20 protein-coding genes and 1 tRNA gene are annotated in these 21409 nt (G+C 61.6%); 12 read left to right on the top strand and 9 right to left on the bottom strand.

All coding sequences use genetic code 11. The features are described from left to right. Window positions 1-47 precede the first annotated feature (47 nt). From yidC to rpmH, 3 genes are read right to left on the bottom strand one after another with little or no spacing between them, the layout of a single operon-like run. Window positions 48-1853, bottom strand: coding sequence for a membrane protein insertase YidC (yidC, locus tag ACZ9EJ_RS16185; protein WP_046639798.1), 1806 nt, complete (start codon window positions 1851-1853; stop codon window positions 48-50). Next, window positions 1853-2245, bottom strand: a complete 393-nt coding sequence (gene rnpA, locus ACZ9EJ_RS16180; RefSeq protein ID WP_046628031.1) for a ribonuclease P protein component — start codon at window positions 2243-2245, stop codon at window positions 1853-1855. Before rnpA ends, yidC begins: the two co-directional genes overlap by 1 nt. Before the next feature lie 28 nt (window positions 2246-2273). Beyond that, entirely contained in the window at window positions 2274-2408 is a 135-nt protein-coding gene (rpmH, locus tag ACZ9EJ_RS16175; RefSeq protein ID WP_080719113.1) for a 50S ribosomal protein L34, read from the bottom strand. 490 nt (window positions 2409-2898) lie between these two features. On the opposite strand from rpmH, the gene ACZ9EJ_RS16170 reads away from it, so the two are divergent. From ACZ9EJ_RS16170 to ACZ9EJ_RS16160, 3 genes are all read left to right on the top strand, one after another. Then, the gene (locus ACZ9EJ_RS16170) at window positions 2899-4938 is read left to right on the top strand and encodes a HAMP domain-containing methyl-accepting chemotaxis protein (RefSeq protein WP_046639799.1); all 2040 of its coding nucleotides are present in this window, start codon (window positions 2899-2901) and stop codon (window positions 4936-4938) included. A gap of 237 nt (window positions 4939-5175) precedes the next feature. Next, the gene (locus tag ACZ9EJ_RS16165) at window positions 5176-6606 is read left to right on the top strand and encodes a sensor histidine kinase (RefSeq protein WP_251089701.1); all 1431 of its coding nucleotides are present in this window, start codon (window positions 5176-5178) and stop codon (window positions 6604-6606) included. 138 nt (window positions 6607-6744) lie between these two features. Then, window positions 6745-6821 (top strand) — tRNA-Arg (locus ACZ9EJ_RS16160). Between the two features lie 64 nt (window positions 6822-6885). Here ACZ9EJ_RS16160 and ACZ9EJ_RS16155 read toward each other — a convergent pair. Continuing rightward, a complete protein-coding gene (locus tag ACZ9EJ_RS16155; protein ID WP_080955699.1) occupies window positions 6886-7098 on the bottom strand; it encodes a hypothetical protein in 213 nt (70 codons plus the stop codon). Window positions 7099-7210: 112 nt separating this feature from the next. Further along, a complete protein-coding gene (locus tag ACZ9EJ_RS16150) occupies window positions 7211-8119 on the bottom strand; it encodes a LysR family transcriptional regulator (RefSeq protein ID WP_046639800.1) in 909 nt (302 codons plus the stop codon). Window positions 8120-8240: 121 nt separating this feature from the next. Between ACZ9EJ_RS16150 and ACZ9EJ_RS16145 the strand changes: the two genes are divergently transcribed. The 4 genes from ACZ9EJ_RS16145 (at window position 8241) to ACZ9EJ_RS16130 (ending at window position 12386) form a co-directional block, all read left to right on the top strand. Beyond that, the gene (locus ACZ9EJ_RS16145) at window positions 8241-8873 is read left to right on the top strand and encodes a pyridoxamine 5'-phosphate oxidase family protein (protein WP_046639801.1); all 633 of its coding nucleotides are present in this window, start codon (window positions 8241-8243) and stop codon (window positions 8871-8873) included. A 138-nt stretch (window positions 8874-9011) separates the two neighbouring features. Next, window positions 9012-10544, top strand: a complete 1533-nt coding sequence (locus ACZ9EJ_RS16140) for an ArnT family glycosyltransferase (RefSeq protein ID WP_251089676.1) — start codon at window positions 9012-9014, stop codon at window positions 10542-10544. Window positions 10545-10626: 82 nt separating this feature from the next. Then, complete coding sequence (locus ACZ9EJ_RS16135) at window positions 10627-11334, top strand: SDR family oxidoreductase (RefSeq protein ID WP_046639802.1); 708 nt, start codon at window positions 10627-10629, stop codon at window positions 11332-11334. Window positions 11335-11348: 14 nt separating this feature from the next. After that, complete coding sequence (locus tag ACZ9EJ_RS16130; protein WP_046628041.1) at window positions 11349-12386, top strand: 4-hydroxyproline epimerase; 1038 nt, start codon at window positions 11349-11351, stop codon at window positions 12384-12386. A 3-nt stretch (window positions 12387-12389) separates the two neighbouring features. Here the strand turns inward: ACZ9EJ_RS16130 and ACZ9EJ_RS16125 are convergent, their stop codons facing one another. Further along, window positions 12390-13076, bottom strand: a complete 687-nt coding sequence (locus ACZ9EJ_RS16125; RefSeq protein WP_476099396.1) for a tetratricopeptide repeat protein — start codon at window positions 13074-13076, stop codon at window positions 12390-12392. Further along, window positions 13066-13317, bottom strand: a complete 252-nt coding sequence (locus ACZ9EJ_RS16120) for a hypothetical protein (RefSeq protein WP_476099394.1) — start codon at window positions 13315-13317, stop codon at window positions 13066-13068. Before ACZ9EJ_RS16120 ends, ACZ9EJ_RS16125 begins: the two co-directional genes overlap by 11 nt. A gap of 231 nt (window positions 13318-13548) precedes the next feature. Between ACZ9EJ_RS16120 and pyrC the strand changes: the two genes are divergently transcribed. The 5 genes from pyrC (at window position 13549) to ACZ9EJ_RS16095 (ending at window position 18241) form a co-directional block, all read left to right on the top strand. Next, window positions 13549-14592: a dihydroorotase gene (gene pyrC / locus ACZ9EJ_RS16115; protein WP_046639803.1), complete on the top strand. Its 1044-nt coding sequence runs from the start codon at window positions 13549-13551 to the stop codon at window positions 14590-14592. Window positions 14593-14713: 121 nt separating this feature from the next. Next, a complete protein-coding gene (locus ACZ9EJ_RS16110; RefSeq protein WP_046639804.1) occupies window positions 14714-15892 on the top strand; it encodes a GGDEF domain-containing protein in 1179 nt (392 codons plus the stop codon). Window positions 15893-15977: 85 nt separating this feature from the next. Beyond that, the gene (locus ACZ9EJ_RS16105; protein WP_046628047.1) at window positions 15978-16673 is read left to right on the top strand and encodes an orotate phosphoribosyltransferase; all 696 of its coding nucleotides are present in this window, start codon (window positions 15978-15980) and stop codon (window positions 16671-16673) included. 75 nt (window positions 16674-16748) lie between these two features. After that, window positions 16749-17675: a carbohydrate kinase family protein gene (locus ACZ9EJ_RS16100; RefSeq protein WP_046639805.1), complete on the top strand. Its 927-nt coding sequence runs from the start codon at window positions 16749-16751 to the stop codon at window positions 17673-17675. Between the two features lie 11 nt (window positions 17676-17686). After that, window positions 17687-18241: a hypothetical protein gene (locus ACZ9EJ_RS16095; RefSeq protein WP_046639806.1), complete on the top strand. Its 555-nt coding sequence runs from the start codon at window positions 17687-17689 to the stop codon at window positions 18239-18241. Window positions 18242-18443: 202 nt separating this feature from the next. Here ACZ9EJ_RS16095 and pgi read toward each other — a convergent pair whose 3' ends face one another. Then, the gene (gene pgi, locus ACZ9EJ_RS16090; protein ID WP_046639807.1) at window positions 18444-20069 is read right to left on the bottom strand and encodes a glucose-6-phosphate isomerase; all 1626 of its coding nucleotides are present in this window, start codon (window positions 20067-20069) and stop codon (window positions 18444-18446) included. 88 nt (window positions 20070-20157) lie between these two features. Further along, window positions 20158-21402, bottom strand: a complete 1245-nt coding sequence (locus ACZ9EJ_RS16085; protein ID WP_046628053.1) for an alpha/beta hydrolase — start codon at window positions 21400-21402, stop codon at window positions 20158-20160. Window positions 21403-21409: the final 7 nt, after the last annotated feature.

Here is a 21409-nt window from a genome sequence, read left to right as displayed (position 1 = left end):
AAAAACCCCGGACCAGCCGGGGTTCCTCATCGGTGTCTTGGCGGACGCTACTTTGTCGGCGCTTCTTTTCGCCGGAACAGGCCCTTGAGATTGTCGAAGAGTTCGACCTTGGCGCCATGACGCTTCATGATGATCGCCTGCTGCGTCACCGACAGGGCGTTGTTCCAGGCCCAGTAGATGACGAGGCCGGCCGGGAAGGATGCAAGCATGAAGGTGAAGACCAGCGGCATCCAGGTGAAGATCATCGCCTGGGTCGGATCCGGCGGCGTCGGGTTCATGCGCATCTGCACGAACATGGTAACGCCCATGATAAGCGGCCATACGCCGATCATCAGCGCGTGCGGCACGTCGTAGGGCAGCAGGCCGAAGAGGTTGAAGAGCGACGTCGGGTCGGGAGCGGACAGGTCCTGGATCCAGCCGAAGAACGGCGCGTGCCGCATCTCGATGGTGACATAGATGACCTTGTAGAGCGCGAAGAAGACCGGGATCTGCAACAGCACCGGCCAGCAGCCGGCGATCGGGTTGATCTTCTCTTCCTTGTAGAGCGCCATCATGGCCTGCTGCAGGCCCATCCGGTCGTCGCCGAACTTGGCCTTCAGCTCTTCCATCTTCGGCTGCATGCGCTTCATGTTGGCCATGGAAGCGTATTGCTTGCTGGCGAGCGGGAAGAACAGCGCCTTGACGACGATGGTGGTGAGCAGGATCGCCACGCCGAAATTGCCCACGTGACGGAAGAAGAAGTCCATCAGCTGGAACATCGGCTTGGTGATGAAGTAGAACCATCCCCAGTCGATCAGGCGGTTGAACTGCGGAACGCCGAACTCCGTCTCGTAGCGCGAGATCAAGGGCACTTCCTTGGCGCCGGCGAAGACAAGGTTCTTGAGCTCGGTGGATTGACCCGGCTGAACCGTCAGGTCGTCGCCCTTGTAGTCCGCCTGATAGCTCGCCTGAGCACCGGCGAAATGCGAGAAACGAGCAACATAGGGCAGCGTCTGCGGCGGCACGATGGTGGCAGCCCAGTACTTGTCGGTGATCCCCATCCAGCCGGACGTGGATTTCTCGTTGGTGAACTGCTCTTTTTCAATATTGGCGTAGGTGTGTTCGTCGAGGCTGCCGCTCTCGCCCATCACGCCGATGAAGCCTTCGTGGATGACCCAGACGGAGGGCGTCGCCGGCTTGTTGTTGCGCAGCACGCGGCCATACGGCGTCAGCGTCACCGGGCCGGCCGTCTTGTTGTCGACCTTGTCGGCGACGGTCAGCATATAGTGGTCGTCGATCGAAATCGTGCGCGTGAAGGTCACGCCCTTCTCGTTGGTGAAGGTCAGCGTCACCGGCGTCTGCTGGGTCAGCTTGTCGCCGCTTGCGAGCGTCCACTGCGTGCCCGTGCCGGGGGCAGCGCCGATCGATTCATTCGGGATATAGCCGATTTCCGTGAAATAGCCGTCGGTCGTATCGGACGGCGAAAACAGCGTGATGATCGGGCTCTTGTCGTCGACGGTCTCGTGATATTCGCGCAGCTTGAGGTCGTCGAAACGGGCGCCGGTCAGGTTGATGGAGCCGATCACGGCCGGGGTCTCGATCTGGACGCGCTGCGACCGTGCGAGCGCCTGGTCGCGGGAGAGCGCGGCAGCTGCCGGGTTGGCGCCGGGCAGGTTGCCCAGTACGCCGGAACCACTCTGAGCGCCGGGGCTCTCGGGGGAAACCGGCTGAGCGCTTTCGCCCTGAAGCGCACGGCGGGCTTCTTCGGCACGCTGCTGGGCTTCCATCCTCGGGTTCATATAGAGGAACTGCCAGGCAAGAACGATCAGCACCGAGAGCGCGATCGCGATGAAGTAATTGCGGTTCTTTTCCATCATGCTTTCCTGGAACGGGTCTCCTCGGACCGCTTTGGTCTCGGCTTGCTTTCGATACGCTCGATAAGCTGGGCCGTCATATCCGCAAAGGGAGCCGTAAGCACCTCCCGCCGCGCGACAATCACATAGTCGTGTCCGTTCTTCATTGCAAATCCGGCAGATTGCCTCACCGCCTCGCGGAGACGGCGGCGCATGCGGTTGCGTTCGACCGCGTTGCCATGTTTCTTGGTAACGGTGAAACCGACGCGCGGCGCTTCGTCCGGCTGGTTTCGATCAAGGACTTCCAGAAGGAAGTTCCGCCCTCGGCGAGCTTCGCCTTCCCGGACGGCAAGGAACTGCGGCCGGCTTTTAAGCCGCCCGACAGTTTTCTCGTTCTTTGTCTCAGTCGTCATCGCCCGGTCGTCTCGGGCATCTCAGGCCTTAGGCCGAGAGACGCTTGCGGCCACGGGCGCGACGTGCGGAAAGAACCAGGCGACCACCTTTGGTGGCCATACGGGTACGGAATCCGTGGCGGCGCTTGCGGACAAGCTTGGACGGTTGATAGGTACGCTTCATTTATTTTAATACCGCGGTGTGCGGCCCTTCTTGGAGTTTGCCGTCATCACGACGGCAAGAGCGCTTCGGAAAAACGATCTGCGCAAGCGGCTGCATGCGTGCAAGCCCGCCGGAGCTGAACGTGGGCGGCTTATAAGAGGACTCCATCGCAAAAGTCAATCGCTGCCGGGATTTTTGGCCTGTAAGCGCACAGCTGCCCAATCTTGATCGAGGCTGCCCGCCTGGCGACAGTGCAGAGGCGGCTGCACTAATATTCCCCCATGAATTTGGGGGTAAAAAATAGTAGGCGCGAGCCATCCTCCCTGTCAAATGTCAAATATCTCAACCGAGGCGCGCGCCGGGAATAATTGTGCCCGCGGGGGCTGCGCACGCACTTTTTATCTAAGCTTTTCTTTAATTTCTCAGGGCTAATTTTAGCATTGAATGGAAGAGTATCTGGTTTACGGGCCTGCCTTCCTCGCAAGATAAGTCCCGTCTGGAAGGGTAAGAAATGAAAATTCGAGGGAAAATCAACCTCCTCGTCGGCCTCATGAGCCTCGTCGCCTGCTTTATCGGCGGCATGGCCCTGTTTGCCATGGCCGAATATCGCCAGATGATGGTTCAGTATGAACTGGCCGCAGACCGGGCTCACAAGGGCGAACACCTGAACCGGCTCGTCACCGCCGTGGTAATGGAATCTCGCGGCGTCTACATGTCGAAGGATATCAAGGAGGCCGCCAAATTCGCCGATGGCATCCTCGCGTATCTCGATGAGATGGGCAAGCTTCTCAAGGAATGGGACAAGATCGTCCCGGCCGACGAGCGTGCCTTGTTCGATAAGCTGCTGGCCCGTTCCAGGGAGTTCAACGGCTTCCGGACCGAGACCGCGCGCCTGGGTCGGGAGGTGAGCCCGGCTGCCGCCAACGAGCAGGGCAACAACGACGCCAACCGCAGCAACCGCAAGGCCTACCAGACCGAGATCGATGCCATCGTCGGCACCGACAAGGCCGTCCTCGCCGCGGTAAATGAAGAGCTCAACAGCTTCACGCGGACCCTCTTCATACTCGTCTCCGCGGTCACCCTGGCAGGCGTTGCCGCCGGTGCGGGCTTCGGCCTCTATCTGGGGCGTCGCCAGCTCAGCCAGCCAATCACGGATCTGACCAGAGCGATGAAGCACATCGCCGGCGGCGAGTTCGACACGGTCGTCAATGGTGCGAACCGCGCCGACGAGATCGGCGACATGGCAGCCGCGATCGAGATCTTCCGCAGGAACGGCATCGAAGTCGCTCGCATGAATGCTTCCGAAGCGACCATGCGCGGCAAGAACGACGACCTGCAAGCGCGGATGGCCGCCGTCGTCGCAGCCGCGGCGGAAGGGGATTTCACCCGCCGTATCGACAAGCAATGGGGCGAGGAGAGCCTCGATCGTTTCGCTCGTGACGTCGACATGCTCGTCGAAAGCGTCGATGCCGGCGTGTCCGAAACCCGGCGCGTCGTGAAAAGCCTTGCCGAGGGCGACCTCACCGACAGCATGCGGGGCAATTTCAAGGGCGCATTCGCCGAGCTGCAGCACAATGTCAACGGGACCATGGATACGCTGCGTGGCACGATGCGGAATGTCCGCACCGCCACGGGCTCCATCAACGGGAGCGCCGCCGAGCTGAGCCGCGCGACCAATGACCTGTCCCGCCGCACCGAACAGCAGGCCGCGGCCCTGGAAGAAACGTCCGCGGCGCTTGCCGAGATCACCGCCGTGGTGAAGACGTCGACCGAGCGGGCGCATGAGGCAACCGTCATGGTCGGAGAGGCCAAGCAGAGCGCGGTCCAGTCCGGCGAGGTGGTGCGTAGCGCCGTCGACGCTATGGGCCGCATAGAGCAGGCATCCCGCGAAATCGCCCAGATCACCAATGTCATCGACGAAATTGCCTTCCAGACCAATCTTCTGGCTCTGAATGCAGGGGTCGAGGCTGCCCGTGCAGGCGAAGCCGGTAAGGGTTTCGCTGTCGTCGCTCAGGAGGTCCGCGAACTCGCCCAGCGCTCGGCAAGTGCGGCAAAGGGCATCAAGGCGTTGATCAGCAAGTCCGGCGAGGAAGTCGCCGGAGGCGTGATGCTGGTCCAGAAGACCGGCGAGGCACTGTCGGAAATCGAAACCCGCGTGCTGCGCATCAACGATCATATCCATTCGATCGCCGTCGCTTCCCGCGAGCAGGCAACGGGGCTTGCCGAGGTCAATACCGCCGTCAATCAGATGGACCAGGTGACGCAGCAGAATGCCGCCATGGTCGAGGAGACGTCCGCGGCGACGCAGACATTGTCTTCCGAGGCCGACAGCCTGTTTGCACTCGTCTCCAATTTCGACATCGGCCAGGAGGGCGAGCGCGCCACCGAGCGCGTCGCCGAGCCAGTCAAGACTTCGCGGCCGGTTGCAGCTGCTGCCGTCCATCGGCCGCGCGTCTCTCCGGTCAAGGCGATGACGGGCGCGCTCTCGCGGGCTTTCGGCGGAGCGGCCGTCGCAACGGCAGCGGTTGCCGGAGAATGGGAAGAATTCTGATCCAAGTCCGCATATCAGTCGAATAAGGAAGCGGAGGGGGCAACCTCTCCGCTTTCTCTTTTGCACTGCGGCAAATGGGACTGGTAAAAAAATGACGAACCTCTAAAATGATCAATCATCCGTAGGCTCGTATCAATCCGGCGGGCCGGGTATTCGGAAATGGAGATCCGCATGGACGACGAGGTTCATACCTCGGGGCGCTCGGGGTCCACGCCGGAAGGCGTAGGCCCGGAAACCATGCCGCGCCTTTTCCGCGGCCTTTCCGGCAGGCTTCTCTGGCTGACCGTCATTTTCGTGATGATGGCCGAAGTGCTGATCTTCGTCCCCTCCGTTGCCACCATGCGGATGAACTGGCTGCGCGATCGGCTGGATACGGCCGCTGCTGCCGGCATCGTCATCGACGGGCTGCAGCCCGCCGAGCTTCCCCGCGCCGTGCAGGACGATACGTTGCTTGCGACCGGCACCAAGGTGATCGCCCTGCGCAAGGACGGCACCTCGCGGCTGCTGGCCGCTACGGACACGCAGCCGCAGATCGACGAAGTGTTCGATCTTGCCAATGTCCCGATAGTATCTTCGATGCGCGACGCACTCGACACGCTCGTCTTTGGCGGTGGCCGCGTCATGCGCGTTTATGGCCCGATCGGCGACAGCGACATGGTTATCGAACTGGTCATGACCGATGACGCGTTGCGCAAGGACATGCTGAAATATTCCAAGACGATGTTTCTCCTGTCGCTGCTGATCTCCCTGATTACCGCCGTGCTGATCTTCCTCGCCATCAACCGGATGATGATCATGCCGATCCGGCGGCTCACCCATAGCATGCAGCTTTTCTCGGAGCAGCCGGACGACCCCGCCCGCGTCTTTAGCGCCGATCGTTCCCGGGGGGAGCTCGCAGTCGCCGGCCGGCACCTCACAGCCATGCAGGCGCAATTGCAGCGAACGTTGAAGCAGCAGAAGAACCTGGTCGATCTTGGCCTCGCCGTTTCGAAAATCAACCACGACATGCGCAACATCCTGGCATCGGCGCAGTTGATGTCGGACCGCCTGACGGATGTGGACGATCCGATGGTGAGGAGTTTCGCGCCGAAACTGTTGCGCACGATCGACCGGGCGGTAGGTTACACGAACGAGGTGCTGGCCTACGGTCAGGCCTCCGAGGCAGCGCCCCGGCGCCGCCGCATCCGCTTTGCAGCGCTCGCCCAGGAGGTGCGCGACATGCTGGCGATCGATCCGGAGATAGGCATCGAATTCCTGGATCAGATCGCCGCCGATCTCGAAGTGGATTGCGACAGCGAGCAGATTTTCCGTGTCATCCACAATCTCTGCCGCAATGCCGTGCAGGCGCTGCTGAACTTCGATCCGCAGGACGCGTCCATGGTTCGCCGGGTCACGGTCTCCGCGCACCGGGTGGGCAGCGTTGTCAGCATCACCATCGACGACACCGGCCCCGGCATGCCGCGAAAGGCCCGTGAAAACCTGTTCTCCGCTTTCCGCGGTTCGGCGCGATCGGGCGGCACGGGCCTCGGCCTGGTCATCGCCCGCGAGCTTGTCCTGGCCCATGGCGGCACGATCGCACTTGTGGAGAAACCAGGCCCCGGCACGCAGTTTAGAATAGAAATTCCCGACCGTCCGGTCTCTCTGGAGGACTACCGGGTTCGGGCCTGACGCAAATAAATGTTGCTTCTCAACGGTTTGAGCGAGAAGTGACAGCAAAATGACGTTGCCCTCGGTAAAATCGCTTGCAATCGGAATGCGGACGTTTTAGAGGATCGCCACGCAAGCGGTGACGCACTGCTTGCAGACGCACCCGTAGCTCAGCTGGATAGAGCACCAGACTACGAATCTGGGGGTCAGGAGTTCGAATCTCTTCGGGTGCGCCATTCTTTCAATCATCTCTGAACATCGTTGCGAGCTGATCGGCTGCCGGTAGCAACGCGCGCCCGCCTAGCTCCCGCGACGCCGCATTGATGATATGAGATACCCCAGTGCAAACGTCATTGCGGCAACCGCGATTCCGGTGCTGATCACGCCCGCAGGCGTTATTCTGGCACTGCCTTGCAAGGTAATGTTCTTCCCCACGCGCAGATCGAAAGTGGATTTGATTTCCTCAGGGTGTGAGGGGAGTGCGGTCGGAGGTTCTTCCTGAATAACTGCCATTTTGAAGCTCCCGTGCAAATGTGCTGCGGCCGAACATCCATTCTAAGATAGGGTGGATGGCACAATAACAAGCAGTTCCCAGGTTCATCTCGTTGGGCGTGCCACGGCGATGTTAGGCGGCGGTGCCGAGCCTGCCGAGCGCCTGCCGCAGTCTCGGTGCGGCAAAATCCAGGAAGCTGCGCATCTTGAGCGGCATCTGGCCACGCGCGGCGTGAACGAGATGGATGGGTGCGGGCTCCGGCTCGAAGGATTCCAGGATGATCCGGAGCGCTCCGGCCTTGATTGCTTCCGCCGCCTGATAATGGAGCAGCCGCGTTACCCCGACGTTGCGGATCGCTGCCTCCGCAGCCGCCTCGGCGGTCGAGACGGAAAGGCGCGATGCAGCCGCGGTCGCGCTCAATCCTGCCGGCAGCATTTGACGAATTGACGTTGGGGCCGGCCCTTCGAATGTCACCCACGGCATTTTTCGAAGATCCTCCGGTATCTGTGGAACACCATGGGCCGCAAGCAGGGCCGGACTGGCGCAGATCACCATCCGCATCGATCCGACCCGTGTCGCAACCATCGTGCTGTCCGGCAATTGGCCGATCCGGACTGCCATATCGACATGATCGTCGACGAGATGAACGTTGCGGTCCGCCAGCTGCAAGCGAATGTTGATCTCGGGGAACAGGGCCAGGAAATCGATCACGATGGGCAGGACATGGAGCCGGCCGAACATGATCGGCGCTGTGACGACCAATTCGCCCTTTGGCGTTGTGAACTCACCGACGGCCTCCCGTTCCGCATCCTCGACCTGTTCGAGAATGCGTCGCGCCGCCGCTACATAGGTAGCTCCGACATCGGTCAGGGTGAGTTTGCGGGTCGTACGGATCAGCAGGCGCGTGCCGAGCGATGCCTCGAGCTCCGAAATCTTCCGGCTGAGCGTCGGCACCGGCACCCGGAGCGCCCGACCCGCGGCAGACAGGCTACCCTTGTCCACCACCTCCAGCAGCATCGACATGGCTTCGAAGCGATCCATCCGCTTTTCCATTTTTTGAAAGGATGAGTTCCAATAATACCATATTATGCTGGATTATAGAAAAGGTTATGCATCCTTCTCCACGGCGCCGATAGCGGCTCTGCCGGGAAGGAGTTCCTTCATGTCTTATGGCTTTCTCGACATCGCCATCACACCCAGCGTCCGGGCCGCACAGAAGGCTATGGGCGCCGACCACATCTGGCAGAACTTCGCCGGCGATCGTGACTTCGATCGCCTGACGGAAAATGAGGCGGCCTTCATCGCCGACCGGGACAGCTTCTACATGGCGACGGTGTCGGAGACGGGTTGGCCCTATGTCCAGCACCGGGGCGGCCCGCGCGGCTTTCTGAAGGTGATCGACGACCGGACATTGGCCTTCGCGGATTATCGCGGCAATCGCCAGTACATCAGCACCGGCAATGTTGCGGCAAACGACAGGGGATGTCTCTTCCTGATGGATTACGCCCGTCGTGCCCGGCTGAAAATCTATGTGCATGTCGAGGAGGTGGGGCTCGACGCGGATCCTGCCCTGGCCGCGCTTGTCATCGATGCGGACTATCGGGCGAAGCTCGAACGCATTTTCCGGCTGCGGCTCGAAAGCTTCGACTGGAACTGTCCGCAGCACATCACTCCCCGCTTCACCGAGGGACAAGTCGCGGAGGCGGTCCGTCCCCTTCGCGACCGACTGGCCGAGCTCGAATCCGAAAACGCCGAATTGCGCGCCCGCCTTGCCATCCATGGAGATACCGAATGAGCGATCGACCGGCACTGGCGGAAAATCCGCACTAGGCCAATTTCGGGGGAGTTATCAAATCAGCGAGCTCGGTTTCTATTGATCCGCGCCGCAGGCTGTGCCATCCGCTTCGTGTGATAACTTTCTCATAAGGCGAAAATGAATCGCGAGAGCGTGGGCGCGGTGCGTTCAGAAGAGTTGAACAAACCCGGTCGGCTGGCAGCGTTTCTGGCTGGCGGCCTTCGGCCCGCGGCGCTTTTCCTGGGCGCTTATTTCCTGCTGAGCATCGCTGTCCGCCTGATGCTGCCCAACGCACTGACGCTGGACGAGGCCGAGCAGGCGCTGTTTTCACAATACTGGCTTGCCGGGTACGGGCCGCAGCCGCCTTTCTACAACTGGGTTCAGAATGCCTTTGTCAGCGTCATCGGCATCTCGCTCTTTTCGCTGACCTTGCCGAAATTCCTGATGCTGCTGTTGTGCTACGTATTCTTTGGCATGGCGGCGCGTGAGATCGACGCCCGACCCGCCTTTGCGGCGATGGCGATGCTCAGCCTGCTCACCCTGCCGCAGCTTTCCTACATGCCGCAGCAGGATCTGACGCACACCGTGGCGGTGCTGATGGCGACGTCGCTGTTCCTCTACGGCCTGTTCCGAACCCTTGTCCGGGCCGATTGGCAGGGCTACGTGATCGTCGGAGTAGCGACCGGCATCGGCATGATCTCGAAATACAATTTCGGGCTGCTGCCTGCCTCCGCCCTCATTGCCGTATGCTGCGACAGGGAATGGCGTGCCCGGCTTTTCGACCTGCGGATCCTCCTGACTGCGGTCATTAGCCTGGCAATCGTCCTCCCGCATGCGCTTTGGCTTCTCGGCAATCTCGATCTCGCGACATCCGGCACGATCGGCAAGATGGTCGAGGCGAATGCCCCGCATGGTATTGCCCGCATCGCACGCGCCCTAGCCTCGCTGATGCTCGCCTGCATCGCGTTCGGCGCCCTGACCGTCATCATCTTCGCAGTCGCCTTCAAAAAGGACTTCAGGCGATCGCTGACCGCCGGCGACCGCTGGACGCGCCTGCTGGGCCTGATGATGGCAGTGGGCCTGCTGGGTGTCGTAGGGGTGATCCTTTTCACGGGCACGACCAAGATCACCGAGCGCTGGCTGGATCCCTATCTCCTGCCTCTGCCACTCTATCTCCTGCTGAAGCTGGAACGAGCGGGCATCGATGCCACGCTCCATCTCAAGCGCCTCGTCCCCGTCTTCATCGTCATCATGGCTGTGACATCGGTTCCGCTGGCGGGCAAGACTTTCACGGCTGGGCTCACCGGCGCCTATACACGGATCAACTATCCGCTCGCCTCCGTCGCGGAGGCGCTGAAAGCGGAAGGCCGGCCGGCCGTGATCGTTGCGGCCGGCATGCATCTCGCCGGCAATATGCGGCTACAGTTTCCCGATGTGCCGGTCATCAATTCCGAACAGCCGATCGCCGGCTTCCCGGCCCCGGATGACATGAAGGGGCCGGTTCTGGCGATCTGGAGCGAAGGCGGGGGCGGCACGGGCTCGCCGCCGATCGATCTTTCCTCTGTCGATACCCTCGGATTAACCGCGTCGCCTGCAAAATCTCTCTCGCGGCCCTATTATTACGGCGACGGCAAGATGCAGCTCAACCTCGGTTATCTCTGGCTTCGCTGAAGACGGTAGGCAAACCGGCGAGGCTGATATATCTGTTCGGGAAGCCTGTTCGCAGGCGGATAAAGACCCCAAGGAGATTCCGATGGCTGAGACGGAAAAGGTCGCGCTGATTACCGGCGGCGGGCGTGGCATGGGTGAGGCGATCGCCCGCGAACTGCACGCCGAGGGTTACAAGCTTGCGCTGATGTCGCCCTCGGAAAGCTGCGAGAAGCTGGCAGCCGAACTCGGCGGCGTGGCCTCCCGCGGCGTCGCGGAAAAGGCCGAGGAAATCCAGGCGATCTTCGACCTTACCATGAAGACCTATGGCCGCATCGATGCCGTGGTCAATCATACCGGCCATCCGCCGAAGGGTGACCTGCTCGACATCAGCGACGAGGATTGGACGCTCGGCTCGGACATGATGATCCTGTCGCTGGTGCGCATGGCGCGGCTGGTGACGCCGGTCATGCTGAAACAGGGCAAGGGCGCCTTCGTCAACATCACCACCTTCGCCGCCTTCGAGCCCTCGCTCGTCTTCCCGGTTTCCTGCACCTACCGCGCAGCTGCAGGTGCCTTCACAAAGCTCTACTCGGATCGTTATGCGGCCGACAACATTCGCATGAACTGCATCCTGCCGGGGTTCATCGACAGTCTCGATCACAAGCCCGGAACGGCGGAAAAGGTACCGATGAAGCGCGTCGGCCAGGTAGAAGAAATCGCAAAGACGGCCGCCTTCCTGCTGTCGGATGGAGCCGGCTACATCACCGGGCAGAACATCCGCGTCGATGGCGGCATCACCCGTCACGTCTGATCGGAGTATCTGAAATGAGATGGAAGCGCACGATCCAGCTGCTGGACGTTCATTGCGAGGGTGAGATCGGCAAGGTCGCGATCGGCGGCGTACCGAAGATCCCGGGCGAAACGGTTGCGGCCCAACTTCACTGGCTGAACACCGATCCGAAAGGCAACGAGCTTCGCCGCTTCCTTTGCCTTGAGCCGCGCGGTGCGCCGATCGGCTCGGTCAACCTGCTGCTGCCGGCGAAGCACCCCGATGCGGACGCCGCCTTCATCATCCTGCAGCCCGACCAGGCGCATGCGAGTTCCGGTTCGAACTCGATCTGCGTGACGACGGCACTTCTGGAATCCGGCATTGTCGAAATGCAGGAGCCTGAAACCGTCGTGACGCTTGAAACCGCGGCCGGCCTCGTGCGTGCGACCGCCACCTGCCGCGATGGCCGCTGCGAGAAGGTGAAGCTCACCATGGTGCCGTCTTTCGTGCATCAGCTCGACGTCAAGGTTCAGACCCCGTCATGGGGCGAGATCACGCTCGATCTTTGTTACGGCGGGATCTTCTACGGGCTGGTGGATGTCGGCCAGATCGGCCTGACGATCGAAAAGGGCAATGCTGCAGCGCTCGTCCAGGCCGGCATGGTGCTGAAGGACCTGATCAACAAACAGGTCGAGGTCGTGCACCCGGAAATTCCGGCGATTTCGGGCGTCGCTTACGTGATGTTCCGCGATACGGAAGCCGACGGCACGGTGCGGACCTGCACGACGATGTGGCCGGGGAGGGCGGACCGTTCGCCCTGTGGCACCGGCAATTCCGCCAATCTGGCGGCGCTCCATGCGCGCGGTAAGGTAAAGGTTGGGGACGTCTTCAAGTCGCGCTCGATCATCGGTTCCCAGTTCGAGGTGGGGCTGGCGTCCGAAACGGAGGTCGCAGGAAAGCCGGCGATCATCCCGACGATCACCGGCCGCGGTTTTACCTTCGGTCTGCATCAGATTGCCCTTGATCCGTTTGACCCGCTGTCGGACGGATTTGCAATGACCGACGTGTGGGGCCCATCCGCCGGGGAAATCTGAGTTTCAGATTTCCTTGCCGGTGCCGGCCGACTGTTCCATGTCGCCGGGCTTCAGCACCAGCGAATTGACGCCTTCGGTCGTAGCGCGGTCGGTCGGATCCGGGACAACGCCCAGCTCCTGCATCTGCATAAATTTGTAGGCGCCGAAGACGTCACCTTTCTCCGCGGCCTTGCCGTACATTTCGGCCGCCTTGAGGACATTGGCTTCGATGCCTTCGCCGGCTTCGTACATCAGCCCGAGGTTTATCATCGCATCGGCATTGCCGCGCTGAGCCGCAAGGTCGTACCAGGCGATCGCCGTCTGGTCGTCCTGCTCCACGAGTTGGCCTTCGTCATAGATAGCGCCGATATTGAAGGCAGCGGTATCGTCGCCTTCCGCAGCCGCCTTTTCGAACCAGGTGAGCGCCCGCTTGATGTCCGGCTGGGTGCCGAGGCCGTCGCGATAGGCAACTCCGAGATTGTAGGCAGCAAGCACGTTGCCACTATTGGCAGCCTCGGTATAGAGCTGGAACTCAGACTGCTCGTCGCCTAGCCGACCCATCAGCATGCCGAAATTTACCTTGGCGGCGGCGTAACCGGCCTGGACGGCTACATCGTAGGCGTTCATCGCCTGGTCGGCCTGCTGGGTCTTATTCAGAGCCCGGCCAAGCTGATAGGCGAACCGCGGATTGCCGGTCGTATCAAAGGCCACGCGGCAGGCGTCCACGGCGGTGGCCGTCGATCTCGGAAATACCGACCGGCGCAAATGCGCCGTTACGCTGCTGATCGTAAGGGCTGCCCGCAAGACGGTCGCATTCCGTCTGCATCGCCGAGACGAACTGCAGGCTGGCACGTTCCTCGGCGCCGGGCGAAACCGTCAGCGCGCAAAGCGCGACGGCAGTACCTGTGGCAATTGCAAAACCCCTGTTGACTTTGGATAGGCGGGATTTCATTGTCCGCTCCGATTTACTGATTCTTCAGATTGCTTAACGAACGCTGCAAGCTGGCGCCGGTTCCGTGCGCCTTTCATGTTTCGTGCATGGAAAGCCTCTGGGCTCCGCACATTTGCGTGAAAATTACCACGCGTCTGGCCCGGCGGATTGCAGGTTCCTGTCATGATCTGATTGTTTTGTCCGAACCATTGATGTTATGGCGGACGGATCGATCACGTCCGGAAGCCTCCCATGAAAACGCTTAAGCTCCGCCGCCCCGATGACTGGCATCTTCACCTGCGCGACGGCGACGTCCTGCAAGCGGTGATCGGCGATACGAGCCGGCATTTCGCGCGCGCCATCATCATGCCCAACCTCGTGCCGCCGGTGGTGACGACGACGGATGCCAAGGCCTATCGCGAGCGCATTCTCGCCGCCCTTCCGGCCGGCGACCGCTTCGAACCGCTGATGACGCTCTACCTGACGGAACACACCGATCCGGACGATGTGGAAGAGGGCAGAAAGAGCGGCCTGATCTCGGCCGTAAAGCTTTATCCCGCGGGTGCGACGACCAACTCCCATGGCGGCGTGCGCGACTTCAACAAGGCGATGCCGGTTCTGGAGCGCATGGCGAAGATCGGCCTGCCGCTCTGCGTGCATGGCGAGGTGACCACGCCGGAGGTCGACATATTCGACCGCGAGGCCGTCTTCATCGAAACGGTGCTCGATCCGTTGCGCAAACGCCTGCCGGACCTGAAAGTCACCATGGAACATGTGACGACCGCCGACGGCATCGATTACATCAAGTCGTCGAAGGGCAATCTCGCCGGCTCGATCACCACCCACCACCTGATCATCAACCGCAATGCCATCCTCGTCGGCGGCATTCGCCCGCATTATTACTGCCTGCCGGTCGCCAAGCGCGAGAACCATCGCCTCGCACTACGCGCGGCGGCGACTTCCGGTGATGCCCGCTTCTTCCTCGGCACCGATTCCGCCCCCCATGTCGATCCGCTGAAGGAATGTGCCTGCGGCTGTGCCGGCATCTACACATCGGTCAACACCATGAGCTGCCTTGCGCATGTGTTCGAGGACGAAAATGCGCTCGACAGGCTGGAGGCTTTCACCTCGCTGAACGGCCCAGCCTGGTATGGCCTGAAGCCGAACGAGGAGACGATTACGCTTGAAAAGCGCGAAGAGCCGGTGAAGTTTCCGGACAAGCGCGATAGCGGCGCCGGGCCGATTACGGTCTTCGATCCGATGTTCCCGCTGCACTGGCATGTGCTTGATAAGTAAATGCTAATGATGTCCGGATTGATGTTGTTCAGATCGATCCGGTAACCTTTTGGATAGAATCCGGGCTTAGCTTGGCGCCCAAGATTTTCTGGCGGGGATGAACCCGAAGAGAAAGCTAGGCATGATGCTCGACTACCATTCTCTTCTGCTCGCGCTGGGCGTCTCGGCGGCGTGCCTGATGGTGACGCTGTTCGGGACATGGTATTCGCGCCGCTCCGATTCCTTCCTTCTCACCCTTGTGATCGCGCTCTGTCTCACGGTTTCAGGCATCTTCGCCTACAGCACCTATACCGTTGAGGCCGACGTCGTCGGTGGCTCGATTGCCTATACGTTCCTGATGGCGGGGTTCAGCACGATCTATGCGGCATCGGTACAGTTCCGCAGCGGGACGCGGCCCTGGAGAATGGCCGGTGCCATTACCGCCGCTTTCTTGATTTTCGGCCTGCCGCTGATGATCGTCGGCCTCGACGGTCTGGGGTTCATCGTCATGAATCTTGGGGCGGCCGTGCTGCTTCTCGAAACCGCCAGGCAATATTGGCAGGCGCGCCGGGAAGCGCCGGGACCGCTGATTGGAATGGCGGTGCTCTACGCCGCCACCGCGGTGTCTTTCGCCCTATGTGCTATCGTCCTGATCGACGGACAACAATGGGTGCTGGGCCACGCGCCCGACAACTGGGCCGAAAACCTCAATATCGCTGTCTGCATCGCCGGCATGACCGGCATCGGCGCACTGTCTCTGGCGCTGCATCAGTGGCGCATGGCGGCCCACCATCGCCACGAGGCGATCACCGATGCGCTGACAGGGCTTCTCAACCGCCGCGCTCTCTTCGAGCAGCATGGCCACCGCACTCTGGGTTCATCGACCGCCGTCGTCGTTTTCGATATCGATCGGTTCAAGGCCATCAACGACCAGCACGGCCATGCCGCCGGCGACGAGGTGCTGAGGTTGTTTGCCGATGATCTCAGAAGCGGCACGAAAATTCGGCACACCGTGGCTCGGCTGGGCGGCGAGGAATTCGTGATGATCCTCGTCAACGTCCTTCCCGGACGCGCCGAACGGATCGCCAATGACATCTCTCGTCGCTTCGCCGCTCGCGAGATCATTATCGGCGACGCGGTGCTCAAATGCACGGTCAGCGCCGGTGTCGCGGTCGGTGCGCCGACCGGACAGCCTTTCGAAACCGTGCTCGGCCTAGCCGACAACGCGCTCTATGAAGCAAAACGGGCCGGCCGCGACCGCGTGCATGTCGCCGGCTATCTGCGCCCCGTGGATACGAGCGAAACACGCACCACCGCCTGACTCCATCCTTATTTTTCGCATCGTCTGGCATACTCGGCCGCATGCTGCTATTGCGGCGCGTGGTTTTGACAAAAGGAGCGGGCGTATGATTCAAACCACATTTCCGGACCGCGGCGTAATGGCCGAACTGATGGCGAAGATGCTCTGGGAGATCGGAGCGGTCCATTTCAGCGCCGATAAGCCCTACAAATTTGCCTCCGGCCTGATGAGCCCGGTCTATATCGACTGCCGCAAGCTGATTTCCTATCCGCGCATCCGCTCGGCGATCATGGATTTCGCGGCCGCGACCGTCATGCGCGACGCCGGTTTCGAGAAGTTCGACTGCGTTGCCGGCGGCGAGACTGCAGGCATACCCTTTGCGGCTTTCCTCGCCGAACGCTTGGGCCTGCCGATGATCTACGTTCGCAAGGCGCCGAAGGGCCATGGGCGCAATGCCCAGATCGAGGGCCATCTGCCGGAGGGCGCGCGCGTGCTGGTCATCGAGGACCTGACGACTGCCGGCGGCAGCATGTTCAAGTTCATCGATGCGATCCGGGCAGCCGGCGCTACCGTGGATCACGGCATCGCGCTCTTCTTCTATGATATCTTCCCGGAAGCCTACGAGCGTTTCTCGAACGGCCAGGTGAAGCTTCATCACATCGCCACCTGGCGCAACGTCCTGGCGGCAGCCAGGGACGGCAAGCTTTTCGATGACAACACCCTGTCGGAAGTCGAGGCCTTTCTCGACGCGCCGCTGGCCTGGTCGGGCCGCAACGGCGGCGTCAGTGAGATCGCGCTCTGATTTTTTGCTCTGGCCTTTTGGCAAAAGCTCGCTTAATCGATTGAAAACTGCTGAGAAAGCGCGCGGGAGGATTTTATGATTTTGTGCTGCGGCGAAGCCCTGATCGATATGCTTCCGCGTGACACCACGCTCGGTGAAAAAGGCTTTGCGCCTTACGCGGGCGGTGCGATCTTCAACACCGCGATTGCGCTTGGCCGGCTCGGTCAGCCGACTGCGTTTTTCACCGGCATTTCCGACGATCTGATGGGCGACGTCCTGCGGGACACGCTGGCAAAGAGCGGCGTGGATTACAGCCTTGCTGCTGTCTCTTCCCGACCGACCACGATTGCCTTCGTGAAACTCGTCAACGGCCAGGCGACTTATGCCTTCTACGACGAAGGCACTGCCGGCCGGATGATCACCGAGGCCGACCTGCCGGCGCTCGGCGATGACTGCGAGGCCATGCATTTTGGCGCGATCAGCCTGATCCCCGAACCTTGCGGCGGCACTTACGAGGCGTTGATGGCCCGCGAATACCAGAAGCGGGTGATCTCCTTCGATCCGAACATCCGCCCGGGCTTCATCAAGGACAAGCCGAAGCACATGGACCGCGTCCGCCGGATGGCCGCGATGTCCGATATCATCAAGTTCTCCGATGAGGATCTCGACTGGTTCGGCATGCAGGGCGACCACGATACGCTGGCGGCGCACTGGCTGGATCAGGGCGCCAAGCTGGTGGTCCTCACCCGCGGCGCGGATGGGGCGACCGGCTATACCAAGGGCTTCAAGGTGTCGGTGCCGAGCGAGCGCGTCACGGTGGTCGACACCGTCGGCGCCGGCGATACGTTCGATGCGGGCATTCTGGCCTCGCTGAAGATGCAAGGCCTGCTGACCAAGGAAAAGGTCGCGGGCCTGGCCGAGGATGCCGTGAGCAAGGCTTTGGCACTCGGCGCAAAGGCCGCTGCCGTCACAGTGTCGCGGGCGGGCGCCAACCCGCCGTTTGCCCACGAGATCGGGCTGTAGGCGGTCGGCTTATGCTTCGGGGCACCGATAAGTTCACTCTGCCCACTTGGATAAGGATACCACTAGCGGCCGGCACCACACTGGCCGCGCTACCGATCTTCTCCGAGATTGTTGGCTTCAGTTTTCTGCCGGCTCCCGATTGGGTCGCGAGAACTGAAGCGGCCGCAATATTTGCCGGGGGCGTCATGGCAATCTTTGTTTGGTGGGTCGCCTTTAAAACGGCAAGTGCTGTTAACGCTGGTGGTTTCAGGAGAGCCATGGCGATATGGGGCACGCCGGTCGTGGGGTTTCTATTGGGCAAGATAGCCTTGGTCGTCGGGGTGCCGATGATGATTGCGATCGTATTCGGTCAATCGGTCGAGCTGGCATTTAAGGTCGAATCTTCCCGCTCTGAATCCAGACGCTGCCCAGTTCCCATTTTTATCGCCGACATGCCATTCTTCTTTAATCGCCTTTGTCTTCCTTTCCCTGAGGGCAAATACTTTCAGCCCGGCGGCACCCTTTTGGTCCGGGGACGAGGAACGGAAATGGGTGTTTTCGTGGGTATCCTACGAGGAGGTAACTGACGATCGCTCAATCGGATCGATTGCGGGCTTTCGTGCGGAGAATCGCGAGCATAGGGATCTTTGAAGACGAAGGCGTTGTCGGCAATCTGGTGGGCGGCGCGATGGCCCGCAACTGTGCGAGCCGTGCGGCTGAGTTCTTTGCCTTCCATGAAACCCTCCGTCTGCAAGGGAAATAGTTCGGCCCCTGATGAGGGCCGAAACGTCATTTCCGGGCGGCGAGCAATGCCTTCACCAGCCCCTGCGTCGAGGCGTCGTGGCTGCCGGCGCTCTCCTTGCCTTCCACGACGGGCAGCAGGCCGGTCGCCAGCTCCTTGCCGAGCTCGACGCCCCACTGGTCGAACGAGTTGATGCGGAAGAGCACGCCTTCGACGAAGACGCGATGTTCGTAGAGCGCGATCAGCCGGCCGAGGGCGAATGGCGTCAGCTTGTCGTAGACGAAGGTGATTGACGGGCGGTTGCCGGTGAAGACGCGATGCGGCGCGATGAAATCGGCCTGTTTGTCGCCCATTCCCTTCGAGGTGAGCTGCGCCTTGGCTTCCGCCACGCTGCGGCCCTTCATCAGCGCTTCCGACTGGGCGAGGCAATTGGCGATCAGCAGCTCGTGCTGGTGGCGCAGATGCGGCTCGAAACTGTTGGCGGCGATCATGAACTCCGCAGGGATCACCGTCGTGCCCTGGTGGATGAGCTGGTAGAAGGCGTGCTGGCCGTTGGTGCCGGGCTCGCCCCAGACGACCGGACCGGAATTGCCCTCGACGGGCGTGCCGTCGATCGTCACGCCTTTGCCGTTCGATTCCATGTCGAGCTGCTGCAGATAGGCCGGGAAGCGCAATAGCCGCTGGTCATACGGCAGGATGGCGCGCGACGGATAACCGAGAACGTTGCGGTGGTAGAAGCCGATCAGGCCGAGCAGCATCGGCAGGTTCTGGCGCACCGGCGCGGTGCGGAAATGCGTGTCCATCGCATGCGCGCCATCCAGGAACTTGCCAAAGTTCTCCGGGCCGACAGCGATCATCAAAGGCAGGCCGATCGCAGACCAGATGGAATAACGTCCGCCGACCCAGTCCCAGAACCCGAAGATGCGGTCGCTCTCGATGCCGAAGGCGGCGACCTTGTCGAGCGCGGTGGAGACGGCGCAGAAATGATGCCCGACGGCCGCTTCCCCGAGCTTGTCGGCGATGAAGGCGCGCGCCGAGGCGGCGTTGGTCATCGTCTCTATGGTCGTGAAGGTCTTGGAAGCGACGATGAACAGCGTCGTTTCCGCATCAAGCAGCTTCAGCGTGTCGGCAATATGCGCGCCATCGACATTGGAGACGAAATGCGCCCGCGGGCCGTCGTGGAAAGGTGCGAGCGCCAGGGTGACCATGACCGGGCCGAGATCGGAGCCGCCGATGCCGATATTGACGATATCAGTGATCTTCTTGCCGGTCGCGCCCTTGAGCGCCCCCGAGCGGATGCCGTCGGCGAACTTGCCCATGGCGGCGAGCACGCCGTTGACATCCGGCATCACGTCCTTGCCATCGACCAGGACAGGCGTGTTGGCGCGGTTGCGCAGCGCCGTATGCAGTACGGCGCGGCCTTCAGTGAAGTTGATTGCGACGCCCGAGAACATCTCCTCGCGCTTGGCGGCAACCCCGCCGGCATCCGCCAGCTTTTCGAGCAGCACCATGATCTCGTCATTCACGGCCGTCTTGGAATAGTCCATGAGGAGGTCGTCGAACGTGGCACTGAACTTCGCGAAACGACCGGAATCGGCGGCAAAGGCAGCGCGGATATCCGTGGCATTGGTTTTCGCGACGGCGGCTTTCAGGTCTTGGACGATGGCCTGCATGGGTGATTCCTCGGCATTCGGAATGGGACGATCGGGAACCTATTCCGTTTCTATGTCAAATCAAGCACGGTCGAAAGCGATGGCGTGTTTATTGCCCGACAGCGGTCGTCACCGTATTGCCGACGGCATTGCCGAGCCGGTCGACCTGGTCGTTGTAGGTGCGTCGCGTCGCCGGATCGAAGATCGCGATCGGCGTGCTCACGGCGACACTCGCCGCCCCGCCGACCGTCTGGGCAGCACCCAAGGCCACGGCGCCGAGCCGGTCGCCAAGGCCAACATCCGAGTCGCTCACAGCCTGCCCGGCGATCAGCCGGTTGCCGATAAGCTTCACCACTTCCGGGCTTTCGGCAAATTTGCCGTGGTTCAGCCGGTCGCCGGTCTTGAGCGCGGTGAGGTCGAGAACCGCGATTCCCGCTTTCTCGAATTCGCTGCGATAGGGCTCGACGGTCGGATCCACCTGGCCGAGCCGGTCGATATTGCCGGAAATCCGTCGCGACAGGCTGAGCGCCCGGTCGTCGCGGGAAACGAACAGCGTGAAATGCGGCCGCTTCTCGCCGATCTCGGCAAGCTGCTGGCCGAACACGTCGACATCGAGGTCGGGGGAGGCGAGGATGACGTTCTGGATCTTCGGCGCCACGCGGCCGTCCCGAATTGCCATCTGGCGGAGCGCCTCGACGGTCAGCCACGATCCCATCGAATGGGCCATGACGGTGATTTCCCCGACGTTCGGCTCTTTCGCCAGCCGGCGCAGCATCTCCTCCAGCGCATCGCGGGAATAGTTGGTGCTTTCCTTGTCGTAGTTATAGGCGAAGACGCTGCCGCGCGACGGCCAGGTGAACAGCACCGGCGCCACATCGGCATTGGAGTCGTGGACGATCTGGGCGAAGCGGTAGACCGCGTCCTCGTAGCGGTTGTTGAAACCATGCACGAAGACCAGCACGCGCCGGCTTTTGCCCAGGTGGCCCTTCAGCCAGGATTGAGCCGCCGGGGTGGCGAGCGGCGTCACGGAAACGGTAGCGAACTCCTTCGCGGGATTGGCAGGCAGCTTCGATGGCCACTGCACCTGCCCGACCTCGCGAGCCTTGTCCGGCGGGATGGAGACCGCAATCTCGGTAACGACGGGTTCCTTGCCACGCTCGCCGGAGAAGAGGACGCCCGGCGTTTGGGAAGACCGGCGAGTGGTTGCCACCAGCACGTCGACCTTCGAGGTTCCGGCTGCCTGGCTATTGGTCGGAATGAGCACGCCTTCGGGACGCCCCGCACAGCCTGCAAGGACGCTCAGCACCGTGACGACGGCTATCACGCGAAACGAAAATCCGGCGCGGCTTTCCAAGCGAACT

Source organism: Neorhizobium sp. USDA 3394, from assembly GCF_056280385.1.
The sequence above is the reverse complement of the archived record's forward strand: the minus strand, read 5'-3'. Positions and strand labels throughout refer to the sequence as shown.

Excerpts from the sequence above, each read along its gene's own strand:
- yidC (WP_046639798.1), bottom strand. The coding sequence starts at position 1,853 with ATGGAAAAGAACCGCAATTACTTCATCGCGATCGCGCTCTCGGTGCTG.
- rnpA (WP_046628031.1), bottom strand. The coding sequence starts at position 2,245 with ATGACGACTGAGACAAAGAACGAGAAAACTGTCGGGCGGCTTAAAAGC.
- rpmH (WP_080719113.1), bottom strand. The coding sequence starts at position 2,408 with ATGAAGCGTACCTATCAACCGTCCAAGCTTGTCCGCAAGCGCCGCCAC.
- ACZ9EJ_RS16170 (WP_046639799.1), top strand. The coding sequence starts at position 2,899 with ATGAAAATTCGAGGGAAAATCAACCTCCTCGTCGGCCTCATGAGCCTC.
- ACZ9EJ_RS16165 (WP_251089701.1), top strand. The coding sequence starts at position 5,176 with ATGCCGCGCCTTTTCCGCGGCCTTTCCGGCAGGCTTCTCTGGCTGACC.
- ACZ9EJ_RS16155 (WP_080955699.1), bottom strand. The coding sequence starts at position 7,098 with ATGGCAGTTATTCAGGAAGAACCTCCGACCGCACTCCCCTCACACCCT.
- ACZ9EJ_RS16150 (WP_046639800.1), bottom strand. The coding sequence starts at position 8,119 with ATGGATCGCTTCGAAGCCATGTCGATGCTGCTGGAGGTGGTGGACAAG.
- ACZ9EJ_RS16145 (WP_046639801.1), top strand. The coding sequence starts at position 8,241 with ATGTCTTATGGCTTTCTCGACATCGCCATCACACCCAGCGTCCGGGCC.
- ACZ9EJ_RS16140 (WP_251089676.1), top strand. The coding sequence starts at position 9,012 with ATGAATCGCGAGAGCGTGGGCGCGGTGCGTTCAGAAGAGTTGAACAAA.
- ACZ9EJ_RS16135 (WP_046639802.1), top strand. The coding sequence starts at position 10,627 with ATGGCTGAGACGGAAAAGGTCGCGCTGATTACCGGCGGCGGGCGTGGC.
- ACZ9EJ_RS16130 (WP_046628041.1), top strand. The coding sequence starts at position 11,349 with ATGAGATGGAAGCGCACGATCCAGCTGCTGGACGTTCATTGCGAGGGT.
- ACZ9EJ_RS16120 (WP_476099394.1), bottom strand. The coding sequence starts at position 13,317 with ATGAAATCCCGCCTATCCAAAGTCAACAGGGGTTTTGCAATTGCCACA.
- pyrC (WP_046639803.1), top strand. The coding sequence starts at position 13,549 with ATGAAAACGCTTAAGCTCCGCCGCCCCGATGACTGGCATCTTCACCTG.
- ACZ9EJ_RS16110 (WP_046639804.1), top strand. The coding sequence starts at position 14,714 with ATGATGCTCGACTACCATTCTCTTCTGCTCGCGCTGGGCGTCTCGGCG.
- ACZ9EJ_RS16105 (WP_046628047.1), top strand. The coding sequence starts at position 15,978 with ATGATTCAAACCACATTTCCGGACCGCGGCGTAATGGCCGAACTGATG.
- ACZ9EJ_RS16100 (WP_046639805.1), top strand. The coding sequence starts at position 16,749 with ATGATTTTGTGCTGCGGCGAAGCCCTGATCGATATGCTTCCGCGTGAC.
- ACZ9EJ_RS16095 (WP_046639806.1), top strand. The coding sequence starts at position 17,687 with ATGCTTCGGGGCACCGATAAGTTCACTCTGCCCACTTGGATAAGGATA.
- pgi (WP_046639807.1), bottom strand. The coding sequence starts at position 20,069 with ATGCAGGCCATCGTCCAAGACCTGAAAGCCGCCGTCGCGAAAACCAAT.